Origin of the sequence: Pseudomonas sp. 1912-s (assembly GCF_029269205.1) — a bacterium.
Classification (GTDB): Bacteria; Pseudomonadota; Gammaproteobacteria; order Pseudomonadales; family Pseudomonadaceae; genus Aquipseudomonas.
On the sequence record NZ_JARIXR010000008.1, the window covers coordinates 33,023 to 54,414 of the forward strand.

General features: G+C 62.2%; 16 protein-coding genes. 9 read left to right on the top strand and 7 right to left on the bottom strand.

Annotated features, from left to right (window positions below; genetic code table 11):
• Positions 1–11: 11 nt before the first annotated feature.
• From acnD to P3C29_RS12280, 4 genes are all read right to left on the bottom strand, one after another.
• Positions 12–2,606, bottom strand: coding sequence for a Fe/S-dependent 2-methylisocitrate dehydratase AcnD (acnD, locus tag P3C29_RS12265; protein WP_275964614.1), 2,595 nt, complete (start codon positions 2,604–2,606; stop codon positions 12–14).
• 205 nt (positions 2,607–2,811) lie between these two features.
• Positions 2,812–3,939, bottom strand: coding sequence for a 2-methylcitrate synthase (prpC, locus tag P3C29_RS12270; RefSeq protein WP_010176436.1), 1,128 nt, complete (start codon positions 3,937–3,939; stop codon positions 2,812–2,814).
• A 40-nt stretch (positions 3,940–3,979) separates the two neighbouring features.
• Positions 3,980–4,873 carry a methylisocitrate lyase gene (gene prpB, locus P3C29_RS12275; RefSeq protein WP_003214976.1) on the bottom strand — a complete coding sequence of 298 codons (894 nt, stop codon included), beginning with the start codon at positions 4,871–4,873 and terminating at the stop codon, positions 3,980–3,982.
• Positions 4,870–5,583: a GntR family transcriptional regulator gene (locus P3C29_RS12280; protein ID WP_008432676.1), complete on the bottom strand. Its 714-nt coding sequence runs from the start codon at positions 5,581–5,583 to the stop codon at positions 4,870–4,872. Before P3C29_RS12280 ends, prpB begins: the two co-directional genes overlap by 4 nt.
• Before the next feature lie 272 nt (positions 5,584–5,855).
• Between P3C29_RS12280 and P3C29_RS12285 the strand changes: the two genes are divergently transcribed.
• The 4 genes from P3C29_RS12285 to pabB are packed head-to-tail and all read left to right on the top strand — an operon-like array spanning position 5,856 to position 10,259.
• Positions 5,856–6,389, top strand: coding sequence for an ATP-dependent zinc protease (locus tag P3C29_RS12285; RefSeq protein ID WP_029616141.1), 534 nt, complete (start codon positions 5,856–5,858; stop codon positions 6,387–6,389).
• 5 nt (positions 6,390–6,394) lie between these two features.
• On the top strand, positions 6,395–7,927 hold the full coding sequence (locus tag P3C29_RS12290; RefSeq protein ID WP_003214971.1) for an inactive transglutaminase family protein: 1,533 nt from the start codon (positions 6,395–6,397) through the stop codon (positions 7,925–7,927).
• Positions 7,927–8,913: an alpha-L-glutamate ligase-like protein gene (locus tag P3C29_RS12295; RefSeq protein WP_275964615.1), complete on the top strand. Its 987-nt coding sequence runs from the start codon at positions 7,927–7,929 to the stop codon at positions 8,911–8,913. Before P3C29_RS12290 ends, P3C29_RS12295 begins: the two co-directional genes overlap by 1 nt.
• 5 nt (positions 8,914–8,918) lie before the next feature.
• On the top strand, positions 8,919–10,259 hold the full coding sequence (pabB, locus tag P3C29_RS12300; protein WP_275964616.1) for an aminodeoxychorismate synthase component I: 1,341 nt from the start codon (positions 8,919–8,921) through the stop codon (positions 10,257–10,259).
• 113 nt (positions 10,260–10,372) lie between these two features.
• Here the strand turns inward: pabB and thrH are convergent, their stop codons facing one another.
• Positions 10,373–10,990: a bifunctional phosphoserine phosphatase/homoserine phosphotransferase ThrH gene (gene thrH / locus P3C29_RS12305; RefSeq protein WP_169387390.1), complete on the bottom strand. Its 618-nt coding sequence runs from the start codon at positions 10,988–10,990 to the stop codon at positions 10,373–10,375.
• A gap of 152 nt (positions 10,991–11,142) precedes the next feature.
• On the opposite strand from thrH, the gene P3C29_RS12310 reads away from it, so the two are divergent.
• The 3 genes from P3C29_RS12310 to P3C29_RS12320 all read left to right on the top strand — a co-directional run bounded on the left by P3C29_RS12310 (position 11,143) and on the right by P3C29_RS12320 (position 14,495).
• A complete protein-coding gene (locus P3C29_RS12310) occupies positions 11,143–11,877 on the top strand; it encodes a phosphoadenylyl-sulfate reductase (RefSeq protein ID WP_010176442.1) in 735 nt (244 codons plus the stop codon).
• Positions 11,878–12,229: 352 nt separating this feature from the next.
• A complete protein-coding gene (locus P3C29_RS12315) occupies positions 12,230–13,759 on the top strand; it encodes an NCS1 family nucleobase:cation symporter-1 (protein ID WP_201122159.1) in 1,530 nt (509 codons plus the stop codon).
• A 13-nt stretch (positions 13,760–13,772) separates the two neighbouring features.
• The gene (locus tag P3C29_RS12320; protein ID WP_275964617.1) at positions 13,773–14,495 is read left to right on the top strand and encodes an aspartate/glutamate racemase family protein; all 723 of its coding nucleotides are present in this window, start codon (positions 13,773–13,775) and stop codon (positions 14,493–14,495) included.
• On the opposite strand, the gene P3C29_RS12325 is transcribed toward P3C29_RS12320, so the two are convergent.
• Complete coding sequence (locus P3C29_RS12325) at positions 14,492–15,415, bottom strand: LysR family transcriptional regulator (protein ID WP_275964618.1); 924 nt, start codon at positions 15,413–15,415, stop codon at positions 14,492–14,494. The genes P3C29_RS12320 and P3C29_RS12325 overlap by 4 nt on opposite strands.
• Positions 15,416–15,529: 114 nt before the next feature.
• Between P3C29_RS12325 and P3C29_RS12330 the strand changes: the two genes are divergently transcribed.
• Together P3C29_RS12330 and P3C29_RS12335 are read left to right on the top strand one after the other, a co-directional pair.
• Entirely contained in the window at positions 15,530–16,276 is a 747-nt protein-coding gene (locus P3C29_RS12330) for a 3-oxoacyl-ACP reductase family protein (protein WP_201122154.1), read from the top strand.
• A 120-nt stretch (positions 16,277–16,396) separates the two neighbouring features.
• The gene (locus P3C29_RS12335) at positions 16,397–19,867 is read left to right on the top strand and encodes a PAS domain-containing hybrid sensor histidine kinase/response regulator (protein ID WP_275964619.1); all 3,471 of its coding nucleotides are present in this window, start codon (positions 16,397–16,399) and stop codon (positions 19,865–19,867) included.
• Positions 19,868–19,969: 102 nt separating this feature from the next.
• Here the strand turns inward: P3C29_RS12335 and rmuC are convergent, their stop codons facing one another.
• Positions 19,970–21,334, bottom strand: coding sequence for a DNA recombination protein RmuC (gene rmuC / locus P3C29_RS12340; protein ID WP_177325020.1), 1,365 nt, complete (start codon positions 21,332–21,334; stop codon positions 19,970–19,972).
• Between the last annotated feature and the right edge of the window lie 58 nt (positions 21,335–21,392).

Genomic DNA, 21,392 nt, shown 5'->3' on the forward strand with positions numbered 1-21,392 from the left:
GGCCACAGTTGTCAGGCGGTAACAGCCGATTCCAGGAAGTCCTGGGCAAAACGTTGCAACACGCCGCCCGCCTCGTAGATCGACACTTCTTCAGCCGTGTCCAGGCGGCAGGTCACCGGCACCTCGACACGCTCGCCATTCCTGCGGTTGATCAACAAGGTCAGCTGGGCACGCGGGGTGCGCTCGCCGATCACGTCGTAGGTTTCGGTACCGTCGATCTTCAAGGTCTTGCGGTCGGTGCCCGGCAGGAACTCCAGGGGCAACACGCCCATGCCCACCAGGTTGGTGCGGTGGATGCGCTCGAAGCCTTCGGCGGCGATCGCTTCCACACCGGCCAGGCGCACGCCCTTGGCCGCCCAGTCCCGGGACGAACCCTGGCCGTAGTCGGCACCGGCGATGATGATCAGCGGCTGCTTGCGCTCCATGTAGGTTTCGATGGCTTCCCACATGCGCGTGACCTTGCCTTCCGGCTCCAGGCGCGCCAGCGAACCCTGCTTGACCTTGCCGTCTTCAATGACCATTTCATTGAACAGCTTCGGGTTGGCGAAGGTGGCGCGCTGCGCGGTCAAATGGTCGCCCCTGTGAGTCGCGTAGGAGTTGAAGTCGACTTCCGGCAGGCCCATTTTCGCCAGGTATTCGCCGGCGGCACTGTCGAGCATGATCGCGTTGGACGGCGACAGGTGATCAGTGGTGATGTTGTCGGGCAGTACCGCCAGCGGGCGCATGCCCTTGAGCGGGCGCGCACCGGCCAGTGCGCCTTCCCAGTAAGGCGGGCGGCGGATGTAGGTGCTCTGCGGGCGCCAGTCGTACAGCGGCGTGACTTTGGGGCCGGTGTCTTCATGGATAGCGAACATCGGGATGTAGACCTGGCGGAACTGCTCCGGCTTGACCGAAGCCTTGACCACCGCGTCGATTTCTTCGTCGCTCGGCCAGATGTCCTTCAGGCGGATTTCCTGGCCGTTGGCGTCCAGGCCCAGCACGTCTTTTTCGATGTCGAAACGGATGGTGCCGGCAATCGCGTAAGCCACCACCAGCGGCGGCGAAGCGAGGAACGCCTGCTTGGCATACGGGTGGATACGGCCGTCGAAGTTGCGGTTACCCGAGAGCACGGCGGTGGCGTACAGGTCGCGGTCGATGATCTCTTGCTGGATCACCGGGTCGAGTGCGCCGGACATGCCGTTGCAGGTGGTGCAGGCAAACGCCACCACGCCAAAACCCAACTGCTCCAGCTCAGTGGTCAGCCCGGCTTCGTCGAGGTACATCGCCACGGTTTTCGAGCCCGGTGCCAGGGACGACTTGACCCACGGTTTGCGGGCCAGCCCGAGCTTGTTGGCGTTGCGCGCCAGCAACCCGGCAGCAATCACGTTGCGCGGGTTGCTGGTGTTGGTGCAGCTGGTGATAGCGGCGATGATCACCGCGCCGTCGGGCATTTGCCCCGGCACGTCATCCCACTGGCCAGAGATACCCTTGGCCGCCAGGTCGCTGGTGGCAACACGGGCGTGTGGGTTGCTCGGGCCGGCCATGTTGCGCACCACCGAGGACAAATCGAAGCTCAGGCCACGCTCGTATTGCGCGCCCTTGAGGTCGTCTGCCCACAGGCCGGTGTGGCGAGCGTATTGCTCCACCAGCGTCACTTGTTCGTCTTCACGGCCAGTGAGTTTCAGGTAGGCGATAGTCTGTTGGTCGATGTAGAACATCGCGGCCGTGGCGCCGTATTCCGGGGCCATGTTGGAGATGGTGGCGCGGTCGCCGAGGGTCAGCGCGGAGGCGCCTTCACCGAAGAACTCCAGCCACGCACCCACGACCTTTTGCTTGCGCAGGAACTCGGTCAGCGCCAGCACCATGTCAGTGGCGGTGATGCCCGGTTGCAGCTTGCCCGTAAGCTCCACGCCGACGCTTTCCGGCAGGCGCATCCACGAGGCGCGGCCGAGCATCACGCTCTCCGCTTCGAGGCCACCAACGCCGATAGCGATCACGCCCAGGGCGTCTACGTGCGGCGTGTGGCTGTCGGTGCCGACGCAGGTATCCGGGAAGGCCACGCCGTCGCGCACCTGGATCACCGGAGACATTTTCTCCAGGTTGATCTGGTGCATGATGCCGTTGCCCGGCGGGATCACGTCGACGTTCTTGAAGGCCTTTTTGGTCCACTCGATAAAGTGGAAACGGTCTTCGTTGCGACGGTCTTCGATGGCGCGGTTTTTCTCGAACGCGTCCGGGTCAAAGCCACCGGCTTCGACGGCCAGGGAGTGGTCGACGATCAGTTGGGTCGGCACCACCGGGTTGACCTGGGCCGGGTCACCGCCTTGCAGGGCGATGGCATCGCGCAGGCCGGCGAGGTCCACCAGGGCGGTCTGGCCGAGAATGTCGTGGCACACCACGCGGGCCGGGAACCACGGGAAATCGAGGTCGCGCTTGCGCTCGATCAGTTGGCTCAGGGAAGCGTCGAGGGTCGCCGGGTCGCAGCGACGCACCAGGTTCTCGGCGAGTACGCGGGAGGTGTACGGCAACGTGGCGTAGGCGCCGGGGGTGATTGCATCGACCGCCGCACGGGCGTCGTAGAAATCGAGGCGGCTGCCGGGCAGCGGTTTGCGGTGTTCAGTGTTCATAGGCTGGGACTCGGTCACGGTAAGGTGTACAGCAAAAACCTGTGGCACTGGCCTGGATGAACACGGTCCCTGTGGGAGCCGGGCTTGCCCGCGATGCAGGCACCTCGGTGTGTCAGTTACACCGAGGTGATGCTATCGCAGGCAAGCCAGCTCCCACATTGAACCGGTTCCGATCCTTAAAACCGGCGCCTCAGATTCCCACCATTCAGCGACGTTCGATTGGCACGAACTTGCGCTGCTCAACGCCGATGTACTCGGCGCTCGGACGGATGATGCGGTTGTTGGCTCGCTGCTCGAACACGTGAGCTGCCCATCCTGTCAGCCGCGAGCAGACGAAAATCGGGGTGAACAGCTTGGTCGGGATGCCCATGAAGTGGTACGCCGAGGCATGGTAGAAGTCGGCATTGGGGAACAGTTTCTTTTGCTCCCACATGGTCTTGTCGATGGCTTCGGAAACCGGGAACAACACGGTGTCGCCCACTTCGTCGGCGAGTTTTTTCGACCAGCCCTTGATCACTTCATTACGCGGGTCGCTGTCTTTATAGATCGCGTGGCCAAAGCCCATGATCTTGTCCTTGCGCGCCAGCATGCCAAGGGTGCCTTCCACCGCTTCCTGGGCGGACGAGAAACGCTCGATCATCTCCATCGCCGCTTCGTTGGCGCCGCCGTGCAGCGGGCCACGCAGGGAGCCGATGGCGGCGGTGACGCAGGAATACAGGTCTGACAGGGTCGAGGCACACACGCGGGCGGTGAAGGTCGAGGCGTTGAACTCGTGCTCGGCGTAGAGGATCAGCGAGACGTTCATCACTTTGACGTGCAAGTCGCTCGGCTTCTTGTCGTGCAGCAGGTGCAGGAAATGGCCGCCGATGGATGGCTCGTCGGTCACGCAGTTGATGCGCTGACCGTCGTGGCTGAAGCGGTACCAGTAGCACATGATCGCCGGGAACGCGGCCAGCAGGCGGTCGGTCACGTCGCGCTGCACGCTGAAGTCTTTCTCCGGCTCGATATTGCCCAGGAACGAGCAACCGGTGCGCATCACGTCCATCGGGTGGGCGTCGGCGGGGATGCGTTCCAGCACTTCTTTCAGCGCCTGGGGCAGGTCGCGCAGCTTGCCGAGTTTGGCGGTGTAGGCGGCCAGTTCGGCCTGGGTCGGCAGCTCGCCGTACAGCAGCAGGTAGGCGACTTCTTCAAACTGCGCGTCCGCAGCCAGTTCGCGCACGTCGTAGCCGCGATAGGTCAAGCCGGCACCGGCCTGGCCCACGGTGGACAGTGCGGTTTGCCCGGCAACCTGGCCACGCAGGCCAGCTCCACTCAGTACTTTTGCTTCGGCCATGGTTATCTCCAATCTTGTCGTTATTAGGGGGGCGCTCGCCTTACTTCTTGGCGGCGAACAGCGCGTCGAGCTTTTGCTCGAAGGTGTGGTAGTCGATGCGATCGTAAAGCTCCATGCGGGTTTGCATGGTGTCGATCACGTTCTGCTGGGTGCCGTCGCGACGGATCGCGGTGTAGACGTTCTCGGCGGCCTTGTTCATGGCGCGGAAGGCCGAGAGCGGGTACAGCACGATGGAAACATCCGCAGATTTCAACTGGTCGACGGTGTAGAGCGGCGTGGCACCGAACTCGGTGATGTTGGCCAGGATCGGCGCTTTCACGCGGGAGGCGAACAGCTTGTACATCTCCAGCTCCGTGATGGCTTCCGGGAACACCATGTCGGCACCGGCCTCGATGCAGGCGGCGGCGCGCTCCAGGGCGGATTCCAGGCCTTCAACGGCCAGCGCATCGGTACGGGCCATGATCACGAAGCTGTCATCGGTGCGCGCATCCACGGCGGCCTTGATGCGGTCGACCATTTCCTGTTGCGAGACGATTTCTTTATTCGGGCGATGGCCGCAACGCTTGGCGCCCACCTGGTCTTCGATATGGATCGCCGCCGCGCCGAACTTGATCATCGACTTGACGGTGCGCGCCACGTTGAACGCCGAGGAGCCGAAACCGGTGTCCACGTCCACCAGCAGCGGCAGGTCGCACACGTCGGTGATGCGGCGCACGTCGGTCAGCACGTCATCCAGGCCGGTAATCCCCAGGTCCGGCACGCCGAGGGAGCCTGCAGCCACCCCGCCACCCGACAGGTAGATCGCCTTGAAACCGGCACGCTTGGCCAGCAGCGCGTGGTTGGCGTTGATCGCGCCGACCACCTGCAAGGGATGCTCGCTGGCGACCGCGTCACGGAAACGCTGGCCGGGAGTAGTGTTGTTATTGGAACTCATGACTCACCTCGTGATTGGGGAGCGCCGTCCGGGAAGTGACGGGCAATGTTGCGTTTGGAAGCGCCGATATGCCGGCGCATCAACAACTCGGCCAGTTCACCGTCGCGATCGGCAATCGCGTCAAGAATGCGGTGATGCTCGGCAAAGGCCTGGCGTGGACGATTGGGGGTGGCGGAGAACTGGATGCGGTACATACGCACCAACTGGTACAGCTCGCCGCACAACATTTGGGTCAGGGTGCGGTTACCGGCGCCTTGAATTATCCGGTAATGAAAATCGAAGTCGCCTTCCTGCTGGTAGTAGCCGACACCGGCCTGGAACGCGGCATCGCGCTCATGGGTATGCAACACCTGGCGCAATTCTTCGATTTCAGCGTCGGTCATGCGCTCGGCCGCCAGGCGGCAGGCCATGCCTTCCAGGGACTCGCGGATTTCGTAGAGTTCGATCAGCTCTTCATGGCTCAAGGACACTACTCGCGCGCCCACATGGGGAATGCGCACCAGCAGGCGCTGGCCTTCCAGGCGGTGGATCGCCTCGCGCAGCGGGCCACGGCTGATGCCATAGGTGCGCGCCAGTTCCGGCTCGGAGATCTTGCTGCCCGGGGCGATTTCGCCCTTGACGATGGCGGCCTGGATACGCCGGAAGACGTTCTCGGACATGGTCTGGGAATCGTCTTGGGCCATCACTGGGGTTTCCAGTTGATCCAGCATATTGTCGACACCTTTAAAAGCAATGCCGCAAAAACTAGCCAATCAGCCCCTGATAGTCAAAGAATAAATACATATTGTCGACAATCGTCTAATAACCCACCTTGCACCCTATCGGGGCATGGCCGGCTGCCAGCGCTGGCGCAAGAAAACCTTCATGTTAGAATGCCGGCCACTTTTGCCTCACATCCCTGGATGAAAAGGCGCACGAGGGAGCTTGCGCAGCAATGCCAGTCGCCTTGAATTGAACATCGCACTGCACCGCGTCAGGATTTATGAGACTCAAGCCCTTCCCCCTTTTGCTTTTAATGCTTGTACCGGGCCTTGGCGTTGCTGCCGAGAAGACCGTGTATGGCCTCAATGAATACGCCAAGTTGGCAGGCATTGACCTGGAAGTGGCCGCCAAACTCGACACCGGCGCCAAGACTGCATCGTTGAGCGCCCGCGACATCAAGCGTTTCAAGCGCAACGGCGAATCCTGGGTGCGCTTTTACCTGGCGATCGACACCGCCCATTCCCACCCCATCGAGCGTCCCCTGGCCCGCGTGAGCAAGATCAAGCGCCGCGCCGGTGACTACGACCCCGATGAAGACAAGAACTACACCGCCCGTCCAGTGATTGCCCTGGACATCTGCATGGGCACCGCTTTACGCAGCATCGAAGTGAACTTGACTGACCGCAGCGCCTTCCAATACCCGCTGCTGATCGGCTCCGAAGCGCTGAAACGCTTTGATGCGCTGGTCGACCCCAGTCTTAAATACGCGGCGGGCAAACCTGCCTGCGCCACCGACGCTCATACCGCTGAGTAATTTGAATGCGCTCTCTTAATCTGCACCTGAAAATCCTGATCGCCGTGTTGGTGGTCCTGGGCATTTCGGTCACCGCCTATCAGATTTTCGTGCTGGGGATTCCCGTCACCGAGGACGCCACCGACGACCTGTGGAACATCGACGCCAAGGTCGAGTTCGTCGCCAGCGCCAAGGACCCGGTAAAAATCCAGATGTTCGTGCCGCCCCTGAGCCGCGACTTCGTCAGCCTGAATGAAAGCTTTATCTCGAATAACTACGGCGTGAGCGTCAACCGCCTCGACGGCAACCGCAAGGTCACCTGGTCGGCCCGCCGGGCCAAGGGCAACCAGACCCTCTACTACCGCCTGGTACTGACCAAGCGTTACAGCGGTGAAAAGGTCAAGGTCAAGGGCCCGACCTTCCGCGACAGCATCGCCGTCGAAGGCCCGGAAAAAATCGCCGCCGAAGCCCTGCTGGCGCCGATCCGCCAGCACTCGGCCGACGTCGAGACCTTTATCAGCGAAGCCATCAAGCGCACCAACAACCTCAACGACGACAACGTGAAGCTGCTGCTGGCGGGCGACCCGTCGACGCCACACAAGGCCAAGATCGTCGAGTTGCTGCTGTCCATCGCCCACGTGCCGGTGGAAAAGGTCCACACCATCCGCCTGGTGGCCGACCAGCCGCAAACCCCGGAACTCTGGCTGCGCAGCTTCAACGGCAATGACTGGTTGTACTTCAACCCTGACACCGGCGAACAAGGCCTGCCGGCCGACCGCCTGCTGTGGTGGACCGGCGATGAAAACCTGATCACTGTCGACGGTGGCAAGAAAGCCATGGTGACCTTCAGCCTCAACAACAGCGAAATGAACGCGATTCGCCTGGCCAAGCTGACGGACGAAAACACCGACGCCAACTTCCTCGAATACTCCCTGTACGGCCTGCCGCTGCAAACCCAGCAGACCTTCATGATCATGGTGATGATCCCGATTGGCGTGCTGGTGATCCTGATCCTGCGCAACCTGATCGGCCTGCAGACCCTCGGCACGTTTACTCCGGTACTGATTGCCCTGGCGTTCCGCGAGACACAGCTGGGCTTCGGGATTGTGCTGTTCACCATTATTACGGCGCTGGGGCTGTCGCTGCGGTCTTACCTGGAACACTTGAAACTGCAGATGCTGCCGAGGCTGTCGGTGGTGCTGACCTTCGTGGTGGTGCTGATTGCGGCCATCAGCCTGTTCAGCCACAAGCTGGGCCTGGAGCGCGGGCTGTCGGTGGCGCTGTTCCCGATGGTGATTCTGACCATGACCATTGAACGCCTGTCGATCACCTGGGAAGAGCGCGGTGGCGGCCATGCGATGAAAGTCGCGATCGGCACGCTGTTCGCGGCGTCCCTGGCCCACATCATCATGAGCGTGCCGGAGCTGATCTACTTCGTGTTCACCTTCCCGGCGATCCTGTTGATCCTGGTGGGCTTCATGCTGGCCATGGGTCGCTATCGCGGCTACCGCCTGACCGAACTGGTGCGCTTCAAGGCGTTCCTCAAGGCTGACTCGTAATGTTCGGCTTCTGGAAGACCTGGAAGGCCCTCGAAGCGCGGGGGATCATGGGCATCAACCGGCGTAACGCCGACTACGTGCTCAAGTACAACAAGCGCAGCCTGTACCCGATCGTGGATGACAAGATCATCACCAAGGAACGGGCCATGGAGGCCGGCATCCATGTGCCGGAGATGTACGGGATCATTTCCACCGAAAAGGAAATCGACAAGCTCGACGAGATCATCGGCGGGCGCAGCGACTTCGTGATCAAGCCGGCCCAGGGCGCCGGCGGTGACGGCATCCTGGTGATTGCCGACCGTTTTGAAGGGCGCTATCGCACGGTCTCCGGCAAGATCATCAGCCATGAAGAGATCGAACATCAGATTTCCAGCATCCTCACCGGCCTGTATTCCCTCGGCGGCCACCGTGACCGGGCGCTGATCGAATACCGGGTGGTGCCCGACCAGATCTTCAAAAGCATCAGCTACGAAGGCGTGCCCGACATCCGCATCATTGTGCTGATGGGCTACCCGGTGATGGCCATGCTGCGCTTGCCCACCCGCCAGTCCGGCGGCAAGGCCAACCTGCACCAGGGCGCGATTGGCGTGGGTGTCGACCTCGCCACCGGCCTGACCCTGCGTGGCACCTGGCTGAACAACATCATCACCAAGCACCCCGACACCACCAACGCGGTGGACGGCGTGCAACTGCCCAACTGGGACGGTTTCATGAAGCTCGCGGCCGGCTGCTATGAGCTGTGCGGCCTGGGCTATATCGGCGTGGACATGGTGCTGGACCAGGAAAAAGGCCCGTTGATCCTGGAGCTCAACGCACGCCCGGGGCTGAATATCCAGATTGCCAACGACTGCGGACTGACCTTGCGCACCCACGCGGTGGAGGCCCGACTGGAAGAGTTGAAGGCCGCCGGTGTAACGGAAACGCCGGAAGAGCGGGTGAAGTTTGTGCAGGAAATGTTTGGGCATATTCCTGCGGTCGAGGGCTGAATCCAGTGAGCTGTTCCGTACACCCGCTGCCCTACCGGGCCAACCCTGCCGAATACTTTGCAGCGATTCGCCATGCCCCCGGCGCAGTGCTGCTGGACAGCGGCCGACCGGCTGCCGACCGTGGCCGGTATGACCTGCTGAGCGCCTGGCCCGAGGCAACCCTGACGGTGCAACCCGACGAAAGCGGCAGCGATTTCCTGCAACGCCTACGGGAAAACCTGACGTTGCTGGGTGAAGCCAGCATTCCTGCGCCCTATGAGCTGCCATTCGCCGGTGGCCTGATCGGTTACCTGAGCTACGACTTCGGTCGTCATCTTGAACACTTGCCGCACTTGGCCGTGGACGACCTGCACCTGCCGGACGCGCGCTTTGGCCTGTACCCCTGGGCCCTGATCAGCGATCACCAGGCGCAGACCAGCCAACTGGTGTTCCACCCCAAACTGGCGGACAGCGAGCGGCAACGCCTGATCAGCCTGTTCAGCCAGCCGGCCATCCACGCACCGGCAACCTTCAAGCTGCAAGGCCCAATGGCGCCGGACGTGACCGCCGAAACCTACAAGCAGGCCCTCGCCCGCATCCAGGACTACATCCAGGCCGGCGACTGCTACCAGGTCAACTTCGCCCAACGCTTCCGCGCACTGTGCAGTGGCGACCCTTGGGTGGCTTACTGCGCCCTGCGTGAAGCCTGCCCGACGCCGTTTTCCGGGTTTCAGAGCCTGCCGGATGATGGCGCGGTGTTGAGTTTGTCGCCGGAGCGCTTCGTCAAAATCAGCCAGCGCCAGGTAGAGACTCGCCCGATCAAGGGCACCCGGCCACGCGGTGCAACGCCCGCAGAAGATGCGGCCAACGCCGCCGAGCTGCTGGCCAGCCCCAAGGACCGAGCCGAGAACCTGATGATCGTCGACCTGCTGCGCAACGACCTGGGCCGCACCTGCCGTACCGGCTCGGTGAAGGTCCCGGAGTTGTTCAGCCTCGAGAGCTATCCGAATGTGCACCACCTGGTGAGCAGCGTGACCGGCGAACTGGCCGACGATAAAGACGCCCTCGACCTGATCGCCGGCAGCTTCCCCGGCGGGTCCATCACCGGCGCCCCGAAGATTCGCGCGATGCAGATCATCGACGAGCTGGAGCCGACCCGGCGTGGCTTGTACTGCGGGTCACTGGTGTACCTGGACGTGCGCGGTGAGATGGACAGCTCCATCGCCATTCGCAGCTTGCTGGTCAAGGATGGGCAGGTGTGCTGCTGGGGCGGCGGCGGGATCGTCGCGGACTCGCAATGGCAGGCGGAGTACCAGGAGTCGATGACCAAGGTGCGGGTGTTGTTGGAGACGCTGGAAGGCCTGTAGCGACTGGACAGGCCTCATCGCAGGCAAGCCAGCCCCCACATTTGAATGGGTTCACACTTCAAAATGTGGGAGCTGGCTTGCCTGCGATGAGGGTGTCAGCTGCGCCGCATGACTTACAGGCTCAACGTCCGATTCGACGCCTTGATGAACTCTTTCTTCAAGTCCTCAAACGTATGCACCGCCGGGAACTGCGGGAACTCGCGGATCACGTTCTCCGGCGCGTGGAACAGAATCCCGCGGTCTGCCTCACCCAGCATGGTGGTGTCGTTGTAGGAATCACCGGCGGCAATCACCCGGTAGTACAGGGTCTTGAAGGCCAGTACCGACTGACGTTTGGGATCTTTCTGACGCAGTTGGTAGCTCACCACCCGGTCGTTCTCGTCAGTGATCAAGCGATGGCACAGCAAGGTCGGGAAGCCCAGTTGACGCATCAACGGTTGGGAGAACTCATAAAACGTGTCCGACAGGATCACCACCTGGAAGCGCTCGCGCAGCCAGTTGACGAATTCAATGGCGCCGTCCAGGGGCTTGAGGGTGGCGATCACTTCCTGGATGTCCGACAGTTTCAGCCCGTGCTCATCAAGAATGCGCAGGCGCTGTTTCATCAGCACGTCGTAGTCGGGAATGTCCCGGGTCGTGGCCCGCAAGGATTCAATACCGGTTTTTTCGGCGAAGGCGATCCAGATTTCCGGGACCAGCACCCCTTCCAGGTCAAGACAGGCAATTTCCACAAGACACTCCCATTTAAAGTTATTGAGTTGAGCGAGCAAAAGGACTGCCGAACTCTAGCGATTCACGCTGGCCGCCGCAACGCAGGCGGGATTTTGTTACCATCGCCCCCCTATAGAGCGCTCAGCGCCATTGACCTGTAGGAACCGTCCTGATGAACCAAGCCTTCGACGTCGCTGAACTCGCCGCGACTTACGCCAACAAATCCGCCCAGGACATTCTCAAGCTGGCGTTCAGCCAGTTTGGCGACGACCTGTGGATCTCTTTCAGCGGTGCCGAGGACGTGGTGCTGGTAGACATGGCCTGGAAGCTGAACAAGAACGTCAAGGTGTTCAGCCTCGACACCGGCCGCCTGCACCCGGAGACCTACCGGTTCATCGAGCAGGTGCGTGAGTTCTACAAGATCGACATCGAGCTGATCTCGCCCGACCAGAGCAAGCTGGAACCCTTCGTCAAGGAAAAGGGCCTGTTCAGCTTCTACAAGGACGGCCATGGCGAGTGCTGCGGCGTGCGCAAGATCGAACCGCTGCGCCGCAAGCTGTCCGGCGTGAGCGCCTGGGCCACCGGCCAGCGCCGCGACCAGAGCCCAGGCACCCGCAGCCAGGTGGCCGCGCTGGAAATCGACAGCGCCTTCTCCACACCGGAACGCACCCTGTACAAGTTCAACCCGCTGGCGCAGATGACCAGCGAAGAGATCTGGGGTTACATCCGCATGCTGGAGTTGCCGTACAACAGCCTGCACGAGCGCGGTTTTATCAGCATCGGCTGTGAGCCCTGCACCCGCCCGGTACTGCCGAACCAGCACGAACGCGAAGGCCGTTGGTGGTGGGAAGAAGCAACCCAGAAGGAATGCGGGTTGCACGCGGGAAACATCATCAGCAAGGCGTAACGCCAGACCGAGAATCCTGTACACAGAAATGTCACCATCGGTGCCATTTTTGTGTGCACTTATAAAATCCTGCACCGAAAAGTTACACCCTCCTGCGTAGCACCTCCGCTTAAATCCCGTCCCGTCCCCGCGCTACAAAATAAATAGCTGTTCAATCGGTCAATTTATATCGCTTTAAATTCAGCTGTTTATTTCCAATCACTCTAAAAACCAAATCCTTCGACATTTTCCCAGGCGAAAATCTGGCACGCATGTGGCTTAAGGCAAAATACATTTTGTATACAATTAATAAAAAAGATACATACACTTTGACATCAGCCAACCGCCTGCTGATGTCCAGGAGCCTGCCGGAATGCGTACAAGTCTCTCCAATAACATCGCACTGGATCTGCCCTCCTCCACCCTGAACCCCGAGGCCGCGAGCCCCGGCCCGCTGGTACTCAGCCCGCGCCTGCACAACAAGGACCTTGCGCCTACCAAGGCCGAAGGCCGGCGCTGGGGCCGCTACAGCATCTTTGCCCTGTGGACCAACGATGTGCACAACATCGCCAACTATTCCTTCGCCATTGGCCTGTATGCGCTGGGCCTGGGCGGCTGGCAGATTCTGCTGTCCCTGGGAATCGGCGCGGCGCTGGTGTACTTCTTCATGAACCTGTCCGGCTATATGGGGCAGAAGACCGGCGTGCCGTTTCCGGTGATCAGCCGCATCAGTTTCGGCATCCATGGCGCGCAGATTCCGGCGCTGATTCGCGCGGTGATCGCGATCGCCTGGTTCGGGATTCAGACCTACCTCGCCTCGGTGGTTTTCCGCGTGCTGTTGACGGCAGTTCATCCAGGTTTTGCCGACTACGACCACAACTCGATCCTCGGCTTGTCGAGCCTCGGCTGGGCGTGTTTCGTGGCGATCTGGCTTGTGCAACTGGCCATCCTCGCCTATGGCATGGAGATGGTACGTCGCTATGAAGCGTTCGCCGGGCCGGTGATTTTGCTGACCGTGGCATCCCTGGCCGGCTGGATGTACTTCCAGGCGGGCGGCCAGATCGCCTGGTCGATCCGCGAGCCGCTGAGCGGTGGCGAAATGTGGCGCAATATCTTTGCCGGTGGCGCGCTGTGGCTGGCGATCTACGGCACGCTGATCCTGAATTTCTGCGACTTCGCCCGCTCTTCGCCCTGCCGCAAGACCATCAAGGTCGGCAACTTCTGGGGCCTGCCGGTGAATATCCTGGTGTTCGCCGCCATCACCGTGCTGCTGTGTGGCGGGCAGTTCCACCTCAATGGCCGGGTGATCGAGAGCCCCACGGAAATCATCGCGGCGATTCCAAACACCTTCTTCCTGGTGCTGGGTTGCCTGGCGTTCCTGATCGTGACCGTGGCGGTGAACATCATGGCCAACTTCGTCGCACCGGCCTTTGTGCTGAGCAACCTGGCGCCCAAGTACCTGAACTTCCGCCGCGCCGGGCTGATCAGCGCCACCGTGGCGGTGCTGATCCTGCCGTGGAACCTCTACAACAGCCCGTTGGTGATCGTGTATTTCCTCTCGGGCCTGGGCGCGCTGTTGGGGCCGTTGTACGGCGTGATCATGGTCGACTACTGGCTGATCCGCAAAAGCCAGGTGGATGTGCCGCAGCTGTATAGCGAAGACCCGAATGGCGCTTATTACTACAGCCGCGGCGTCAATCTGCGCGCGGTGGCTGCGTTTATTCCTGCGGCGGTGATCGCCATTCTCCTCGCGCTGCTGCCCGGTTTTGCCCACGTGTCGCCCTTCTCCTGGCTGATTGGCGCCGGTATTGCAGGGCTGCTGTACCTGCTGTTTGCCAAACGCCAGCCGTATTACGCCGATGTGAGCGGCGAAAGCATTGCAGTCGATAACGTCAGTCATTAAGTAAGGACATTCCATGCGCATCCTTGTGGTCAACGTCAACACCACCGAATCCATCACTGAGGCCATCGCCAAACAGGCGCGGACGGTGGCGTCCCCGGGCACCGAGATCGTCGGGCTGACGCCGTTTTTTGGTGCGGAATCGGTGGAGGGCAACTTTGAAAGCTACCTGGCGGCCATTGCCGTGATGGACCGGGTGATGGCCTACGACCAGCCGTTCGACGCGGTGATCCAGGCCGGGTACGGCGAGCATGGCCGCGAAGGGTTGCAGGAGTTGCTCAATGTGCCGGTGGTGGACATCACCGAAGCGGCCGCCAGCACCGCCATGTTCCTCGGCCACGCCTATTCGGTGGTGACCACCCTGGACCGCACCGTGCCGCTGATCGAGGACCGGCTGAAGCTGGCGGGTTTGTATCAGCGTTGCGCGTCGGTGCGGGCCAGCGGCATGGCCGTGCTGGAACTGGAAGAAGACCCGTTGCGCGCCATGGAAGCCATCGTGCGCCAGGCTGAATTGGCGATCAGCGAAGACAAGGCCGAAGTGATCTGCCTGGGCTGCGGGGGCATGGCCGGGCTGGATGAACAGATTCGCTACCGCACCAAGGTTCCGGTGGTTGACGGCGTGACGGCGGCAGTGACGATTGCCGAAGGATTGGTGCGGTTGGGCCTGTCGACCTCGAAGATCCGCACGTATGCGACGCCGAGGCCGAAGAAAGTGATCGGCTGGCCGGGGCGTTCCTAGATCGCACTGAACCGCTGCCCCAGCTCGCGCTCGACAAACTGCTCGAGGATGAAATCCACAAACGCCCGGGTCTTGCCGGGCAGCAGTTTGTGTTCGGCGTAGTACAGCGAGATGTTGCCGTCGTCGACGTACCAGTCGGGCAGTACCCGTACCAGTTGGCCGCTGTCCAGATACGGTACCGCCATCGGCATGCTGACCAGCGCAATCCCCAGGCCCTGGGCGCTGGCGCAGCAGGCGGCGCCGGAGTCACTCATGGTCATGCGCGGCTTGAGCACCAACGGGCGTTGTTCGCGCGTACGGTGGGTGAGTTGCCAGGAACGTACGCGCCCGGTTTGCGGTGAGCGGATCAGGATGCCGTTGCAGAGCGACAAGTCCTCGGGGGCGATCACCGGCTTGCGTGTGGCGAGGTATGCCGGCGAAGCCAGCAGGATCCGGTGCGCCGGTGCCAGCTTGCGCGCGACCACGCCTTGGGGCAGTTCAAAACCACCGCCGATCGCCGCATCGAAGCCTTGTCCGATCAGGTCCACCTGGCGGTTATCGAAATGCCAGTCGGGGTTGATGTCAGGAAAACGCCTTAGAAACTCCCCCAGCAACGGCACCACATAACGGTTGCCGAACACCGTGCCCATGCTCACTTTCAGCGTGCCCACCGGCCGGCCTTCGGCACTGGCCAGGTTGGCCACGGCGTTTTGAATGGTGGTGAGGCTGCCACTGACTTCCTCCAGGAACAGTTTGCCGGCTTCCGTCAGGGTCAGGCGCCGGGTGCTACGCTGGAACAGCCGTACACCGAGGCGTGCCTCCAGCTTGGCCACACTTTTGCCCACGGCCGCCGGGGTCAGGCTCAGGTGCCGGGCTGCCTCGGCAAAGCTGCCGCCTTCGGCGCTGCGCACGAAGCATTCGATACTGCCAAAGCTTTCCATATCGCCCCACTCTAAACTTTTGGTTTACACAGACTATAGCAATCACGGTCTACCGGGCGCGCCGGGTGAGGTCGATACTCGGCTCCAACCTCAACACACCTTTTGGAGAATGACATGACCACACAAAACCTCAGCGGCAAAGTCGCCTTGATCCAGGGCGGTTCCCGCGGTATCGGCGCCGCCATCGTCAAGCGCCTGGCCGCCCAGGGCGCAGCCGTCGCCTTTACCTACGTCAGCTCGGCCGCCAAGGCCGAGGAATTGCAGAACAGCGTGATCAGCGAAGGCGGCAAAGCCCTGGCGATCCATGCCGACAGCGCCGACGCAGACGCCATCCGCAGCGCCGTCAACGCCACCGTCAAGGCATTCGGGCGCCTGGATATCCTGGTCAACAACGCAGGCGTGCTGGCCGTCGGCCCGCTGGAAGATTTCAAACTGGAAGACTTCGACCGCACCCTGGCGATCAACGTGCGCAGCGTGTTTGTGGCCACCCAGGAAGCTGCGCGCCACATGGGCGAAGGTGGCCGCATCATCAACATCGGCAGCACCAACGCCGAACGCATGCCATTTGCCGGTGGCGGCCCGTACGCCATGAGCAAATCCGCGCTGGTAGGCCTGACCAAAGGCCTTGCACGGGACCTTGGGCCACGTGGCATCACCATTAATAACGTGCAGCCAGGCCCGGTGGATACCGACATGAACCCGGCCAGTGGTGACTTCGCCGAGAGCCTGATCGGCTTAATGGCCGTCGGCCGTTATGGCCATGTGGAAGAGGTCGCCAGTTTCGTCGCTTACCTGGTGGGCCCTGAAGCCGGCTATATCACCGGCGCCAGCCTGACCATCGACGGCGGTTTCAGCGCGTAAGGCAAAGCTGCGACATCACACCACGCTCCGACCTTGGTCGACACTGACTAACGCCAAGCATCATGCGAGACTGTTCGCCCGGGCCGGGAATGCCCGGGCGTTCTTATGTCTGGAGTTCTCATGACGCTGTCCAGCGGGCTGATCGCCGCCGTTGCCCTGGCCTATATGGCCATTATGTTTGCCATCGCCTTCTACGGTGACCGTCGCCATGGGCCGTTGCCACCGCGCGTGCGTGCCTGGGTGTATAGCCTGTCGCTGGCGGTGTATTGCACCAGCTGGACCTTCTTTGGTGCCGTAGGCCAGGCGGCCGAACAGTTGTGGGCGTTCTTACCGATCTACCTCGGACCGGTGCTGCTGCTGGTGCTCGCGCCGTGGGTCCTGCAGAAGATGGTGCTGATCAGCAAGCAGGAAAACATCACCTCCATCGCCGACTTTATTGCCGCCCGCTATGGCAAATCCCAATCCCTCGCGGTGGTGGTGGCGCTGATCTGCCTGGTGGGCGTCCTGCCTTATATAGCCTTGCAGCTTAAAGGCATCGTGCTGGGGGTGAACCTGCTGATCGGTGCCAGCACCGATACCACCGGCACCCGCTCCCAGGACACGGCGCTGATCGTGTCGTTGGTATTGGCGTTGTTCACCATTGTGTTCGGTACCCGCAACCTGGACGCCACGGAACACCACCGGGGCATGGTGCTGGCGATTGCCTTTGAATCCCTGGTCAAGCTGTTCGCGTTTCTCGCCGTGGGTGCGTTTGTGACCTACGGCCTGTACGACGGTTTCGAAGACTTGTTCAGCCAGGCGATGCTCGCGCCACGGCTGGAGGAGTACTGGAAAGAAACCGTCAACTGGCCTTCGATGGTGGTGCAAACCGGCGTAGCCATGATGGCGATCATCTGCCTGCCCCGGCAGTTTCACGTCACCGTGGTCGAAAACATTGACCCTCAGGACCTGCGCCTGGCCAAGTGGGTGTTCCCGGCGTACCTGATCCTCGCCGCGCTGTTTGTGATCCCGATTGCCCTCGGCGGGAAGATGATGCTTCCGGGTTCGGTATTGCCGGATTCCTACGTGATCAGCCTGCCGCTGGCCGAAGCCCATCCGGCCCTCGCCGTGCTGGCATTTATCGGCGGTGCCTCGGCGGCCACGGGCATGGTGATCGTCGCAAGCATCGCGTTGTCGACCATGGTTTCCAACGACATGCTGTTGCCCTGGCTGCTGCGCCGCTCCAGCGCCGAACGGCCATTTGAGGTATTTCGTCACTGGATGTTGTCGGTGCGTCGGGTGAGCATTGTGATCATCCTGCTGCTGGCTTACGTCAGTTACCGGCTGCTGGGGTCCTCTGCCAGCCTTGCAACGATCGGGCAGATTGCCTTCGCCGCCGTGACCCAACTGGCACCGGCGATGCTGGGTGCGTTGTATTGGAAACAGGCCAACCGACGCGGGGTATTTGCCGGGTTGGCGGCGGGTACGTTCCTGTGGTTCTACACCTTGGTCCTACCGGTCACCGCGAAAAGTCTCGGCTGGTCGTTCAGCCTTTTCCCCGGCATGACGTGGTTGCATTCGCACCCGTTGGGTCTATCGGTGACTTCTCTGACGCTGGGCACCGTATTTTCCCTGGCGGGTAACTTCACGTTGTTCGTGTGGGTCTCCATGCTCTCGCGCACGCGGGTGTCGGAGCATTGGCAGGCCGGGCGTTTTATTGGCCAGGAAACCAGCCAACGGGCCAGCGCCCGCTCGATGCTCTCGGTGCAGATCAACGATTTGCTCAGCCTCGCGGCGCGGTTTGTCGGTGAAGAACGGGCTCACCAGAGTTTCGTGCGTTTCGCCTACCGCCAGGGCAAAGGCTTTAACCCCAACCAGAACGCCGACAACGACTGGATCGCCCACACCGAACGCCTGCTGGCCGGTGTGCTGGGGGCCTCATCGACCCGGGCGGTGGTGAAAGCCGCCATTGAAGGCCGGGAAATGCAGCTGGAGGACGTGGTACGCATCGCCGACGAAGCGTCGGAAGTGCTGCAGTTCAACCGGGCGCTGTTGCAAGGCGCCATCGAAAACATCACCCAGGGCATCAGCGTGGTGGACCAGTCCCTGCGGCTGGTGGCGTGGAACCGGCGCTATCTGGAGCTGTTCAATTACCCCGACGGTCTGATCAGCGTGGGCCGGCCGATTGCCGACATTATTCGCTACAACGCCGAGCGCGGGCTGTGCGGCCCGGGCGAGGCCGAAGTGCACGTGGCGCGCCGCCTGCACTGGATGCGCCAGGGTCGCGCGCACACGTCCGAGCGGCTGTTTCCCAATGGCCGGGTGATCGAACTGATCGGCAACCCGATGCCGGGCGGCGGGTTTGTCATGAGTTTCACCGACATCACCGCGTTCCGCGAAGCCGAGCAGGCACTCACCGAGGCCAATGAAGGGCTGGAGCAGCGGGTGACCGAGCGTACCCATGAACTGTCCCAACTGAACGTCGCGCTGACCGACGCCAAGGGTGTCGCCGAGACCGCCAGCCAGTCAAAAACCCGGTTCCTCGCGGCGGTCAGTCACGACTTGATGCAGCCGTTGAACGCCGCCAGGCTGTTCTCCGCCGCCCTCTCCCACCAGAACGACGGCATGTCGGCCGATGCCCGGCAGTTGGTGCAGCACCTCGACAGTTCGCTGCGTTCGGCGGAAGACCTGATCAGCGACCTGCTGGATATCTCGCGCCTGGAAAACGGCAAGATCAATCCGCAGCGCCAGCCCTTCGTGCTCAACGAACTGTTTGATACGTTGGGCGCCGAGTTCAAGGCGCTGGCCCAGGAGCAGGGTTTGCGCTTCCGGCTGCGGGGCAGTCGCTTGCGGGTGGACAGTGACATCAAGTTGCTGCGGCGGGTGTTGCAGAACTTCCTCACCAACGCGTTCCGCTATGCCGACGGGCCGGTGCTGCTGGGTGTCAGGCGCCGTCGCGGTGAGTTGTGCCTGGAGGTGTGGGACCGTGGTCCCGGCATTCCCCAGGACAAGCAGAAAGTCATCTTCGAAGAATTCAAACGCCTGGACAGCCATCAGACCCGCGCGGAGAAGGGACTGGGCCTGGGCCTGGCGATTGCCGACGGCTTGTGCCGCGTGCTCGGGCATCGCTTGAGCGTGCGCTCATGGCCCGGCAAGGGCAGTGTCTTCAGCGTCCGCGTGCCGTTGGCGCGTACCCAGGTCAGTGCACCCGCCAAGCCGGCGCTCGAAAGCGGCCAACCGCTGAGCGGCGCCCAGGTGCTGTGTGTGGACAACGAAGAAAGCATCCTGATCGGCATGCGCAGCTTGCTAACGCGCTGGGGCTGTGAAGTCTGGACTGCCCGCGACCAGGCGCAATGTGCCGCGCTGCTGGCGGAGGGCGTACGGCCGCAACTGGCCCTGGTGGATTACCACCTCGACAACGGCGAAACCGGCACCGAGCTGATGGGCTGGCTACGGGCGCAATTGGCAGAGCCGATCCCAGGTGTGGTGATCAGTGCCGATGGACGGCCAGAGATGGTGGCCCAGGTGCATGCGGCGGGGCTGGATTACCTGGCCAAGCCGGTGAAGCCGGCGGCGCTGCGGGCGTTGTTGAGCCGGCATCTGCCGCTCTGACCCTGTGGGAGCTGGCTTGCCTGCGATGCAGGCGGCTCGGTCTCTGCAGTGAAACCGAGTTGCTACCCTCGCAGGCAAGCCAGCTCCCACAAAGGCCGGTGACTATTCCGGCAACTGCGCCACGCCGTCTTCATCGGTCATCGCCCGCTCCAGCAGGTCAGCCGGCAGGCTTTTGCTGGCGCGGGCACCAAGCAGCTTCAATTGCTCGGTACGGCTGACCAGGTTTCCGCGTCCATCTGTCAGCTTGTTGCGCGCCGCGCTGTAGGCTTTGTCCAACTGCTGCAGGCGGTTGCCCACCTCGTCCAGGTCCTGGATAAACAGCACGAACTTGTCATACAGCCAACCGGCGCGCTCGGCGATTTCCCGGGCGTTCTGGCTTTGCCGCTCCTGTTTCCACAGGCTGTCGATAACCCGCAAGGTGGCCAGCAGCGTGGTGGGGCTGACGATCACGATATTGCGGTCGAACGCTTCCTGGAACAGGTTAGGCTCCGCTTGAAGCGCCGCCGAAAACGCGGCTTCGATGGGCACGAACAGCAGCACGAAATCCAGACTGTGCAGACCTTCCAGGCGCTTGTAGTCCTTGCCGGCCAGGCCTTTGACGTGGTTACGCAACGACAGCACGTGCTGCTTCAGGGCGACCTGGCCGATCGCTTGATCGTCCTCGGCGACGTACTGCTGATAGGCGGTCAGGCTCACTTTGGAGTCCACCACCACCTGCTTGTCACCCGGCAGCATGATCAACACGTCGGGCTGGAAGCGCTCGCCGTCCGGGCCCTTGAGGCTGACCTGGGTCTGGTACTCGCGGCCCTTTTCCAGACCGGCGTGTTCCAACACCCGTTCCAGAATCAATTCGCCCCAGTTGCCCTGGGTTTTCTGGCCCTTGAGGGCCCGCGTCAGGTTGGTGGCTTCATCGGACAGGCGCAGGTTCAGCTGCTGCAGGCGCTCCAGCTCCTTGGCCAGGGAGAACCGCTCGCGGGCTTCGCTCTGGTAGCTTTCTTCAACGCGCTTTTCGAACGACTGGATGCGTTCCTTGAGCGGGTCGAGCAATTGGCCGAGGCGTTGCTGGCTGGTCTCGGCGAAGCGCTGCTCGCGCTCGTCGAAGATCTTCCCGGCGAGCTCGGCGAACTGCGCGCGCAGTTCATCGCGGGAGCCTTGCAGGTCGTTGAGGCGTTGCTGGTGGCTTTCCTGCTGCTCGCGCAGTTCTGCGCGCAGGGACGCGGACAGGGCGTCCAGGCGGCGCAGTTCGGTTTCTTTGGCGGAACGGTCGAGGTTCCAGGCGTGGGCGGCATCGCGGGCGTTGTCGCGGTCGATCTGCAGCAGTTCGACTTCGCGGCGCACGGCCGCCAGGTCGGCCTGTTTGGCGGCGTTGGCCTGGCTCAGGTCGCTGATTTCGTCACGGCTGGCGTCCAGTTGCGCGGCAAGCCCTTCCTGGGCCAGTTGTGCGGTGGCCAGGCGCTCTTCGAGCAATTCCCAGCCGGCCATTCGGGCAGACAGTTTCCGCTGGATCTGCCAGCACAGGCCCAAT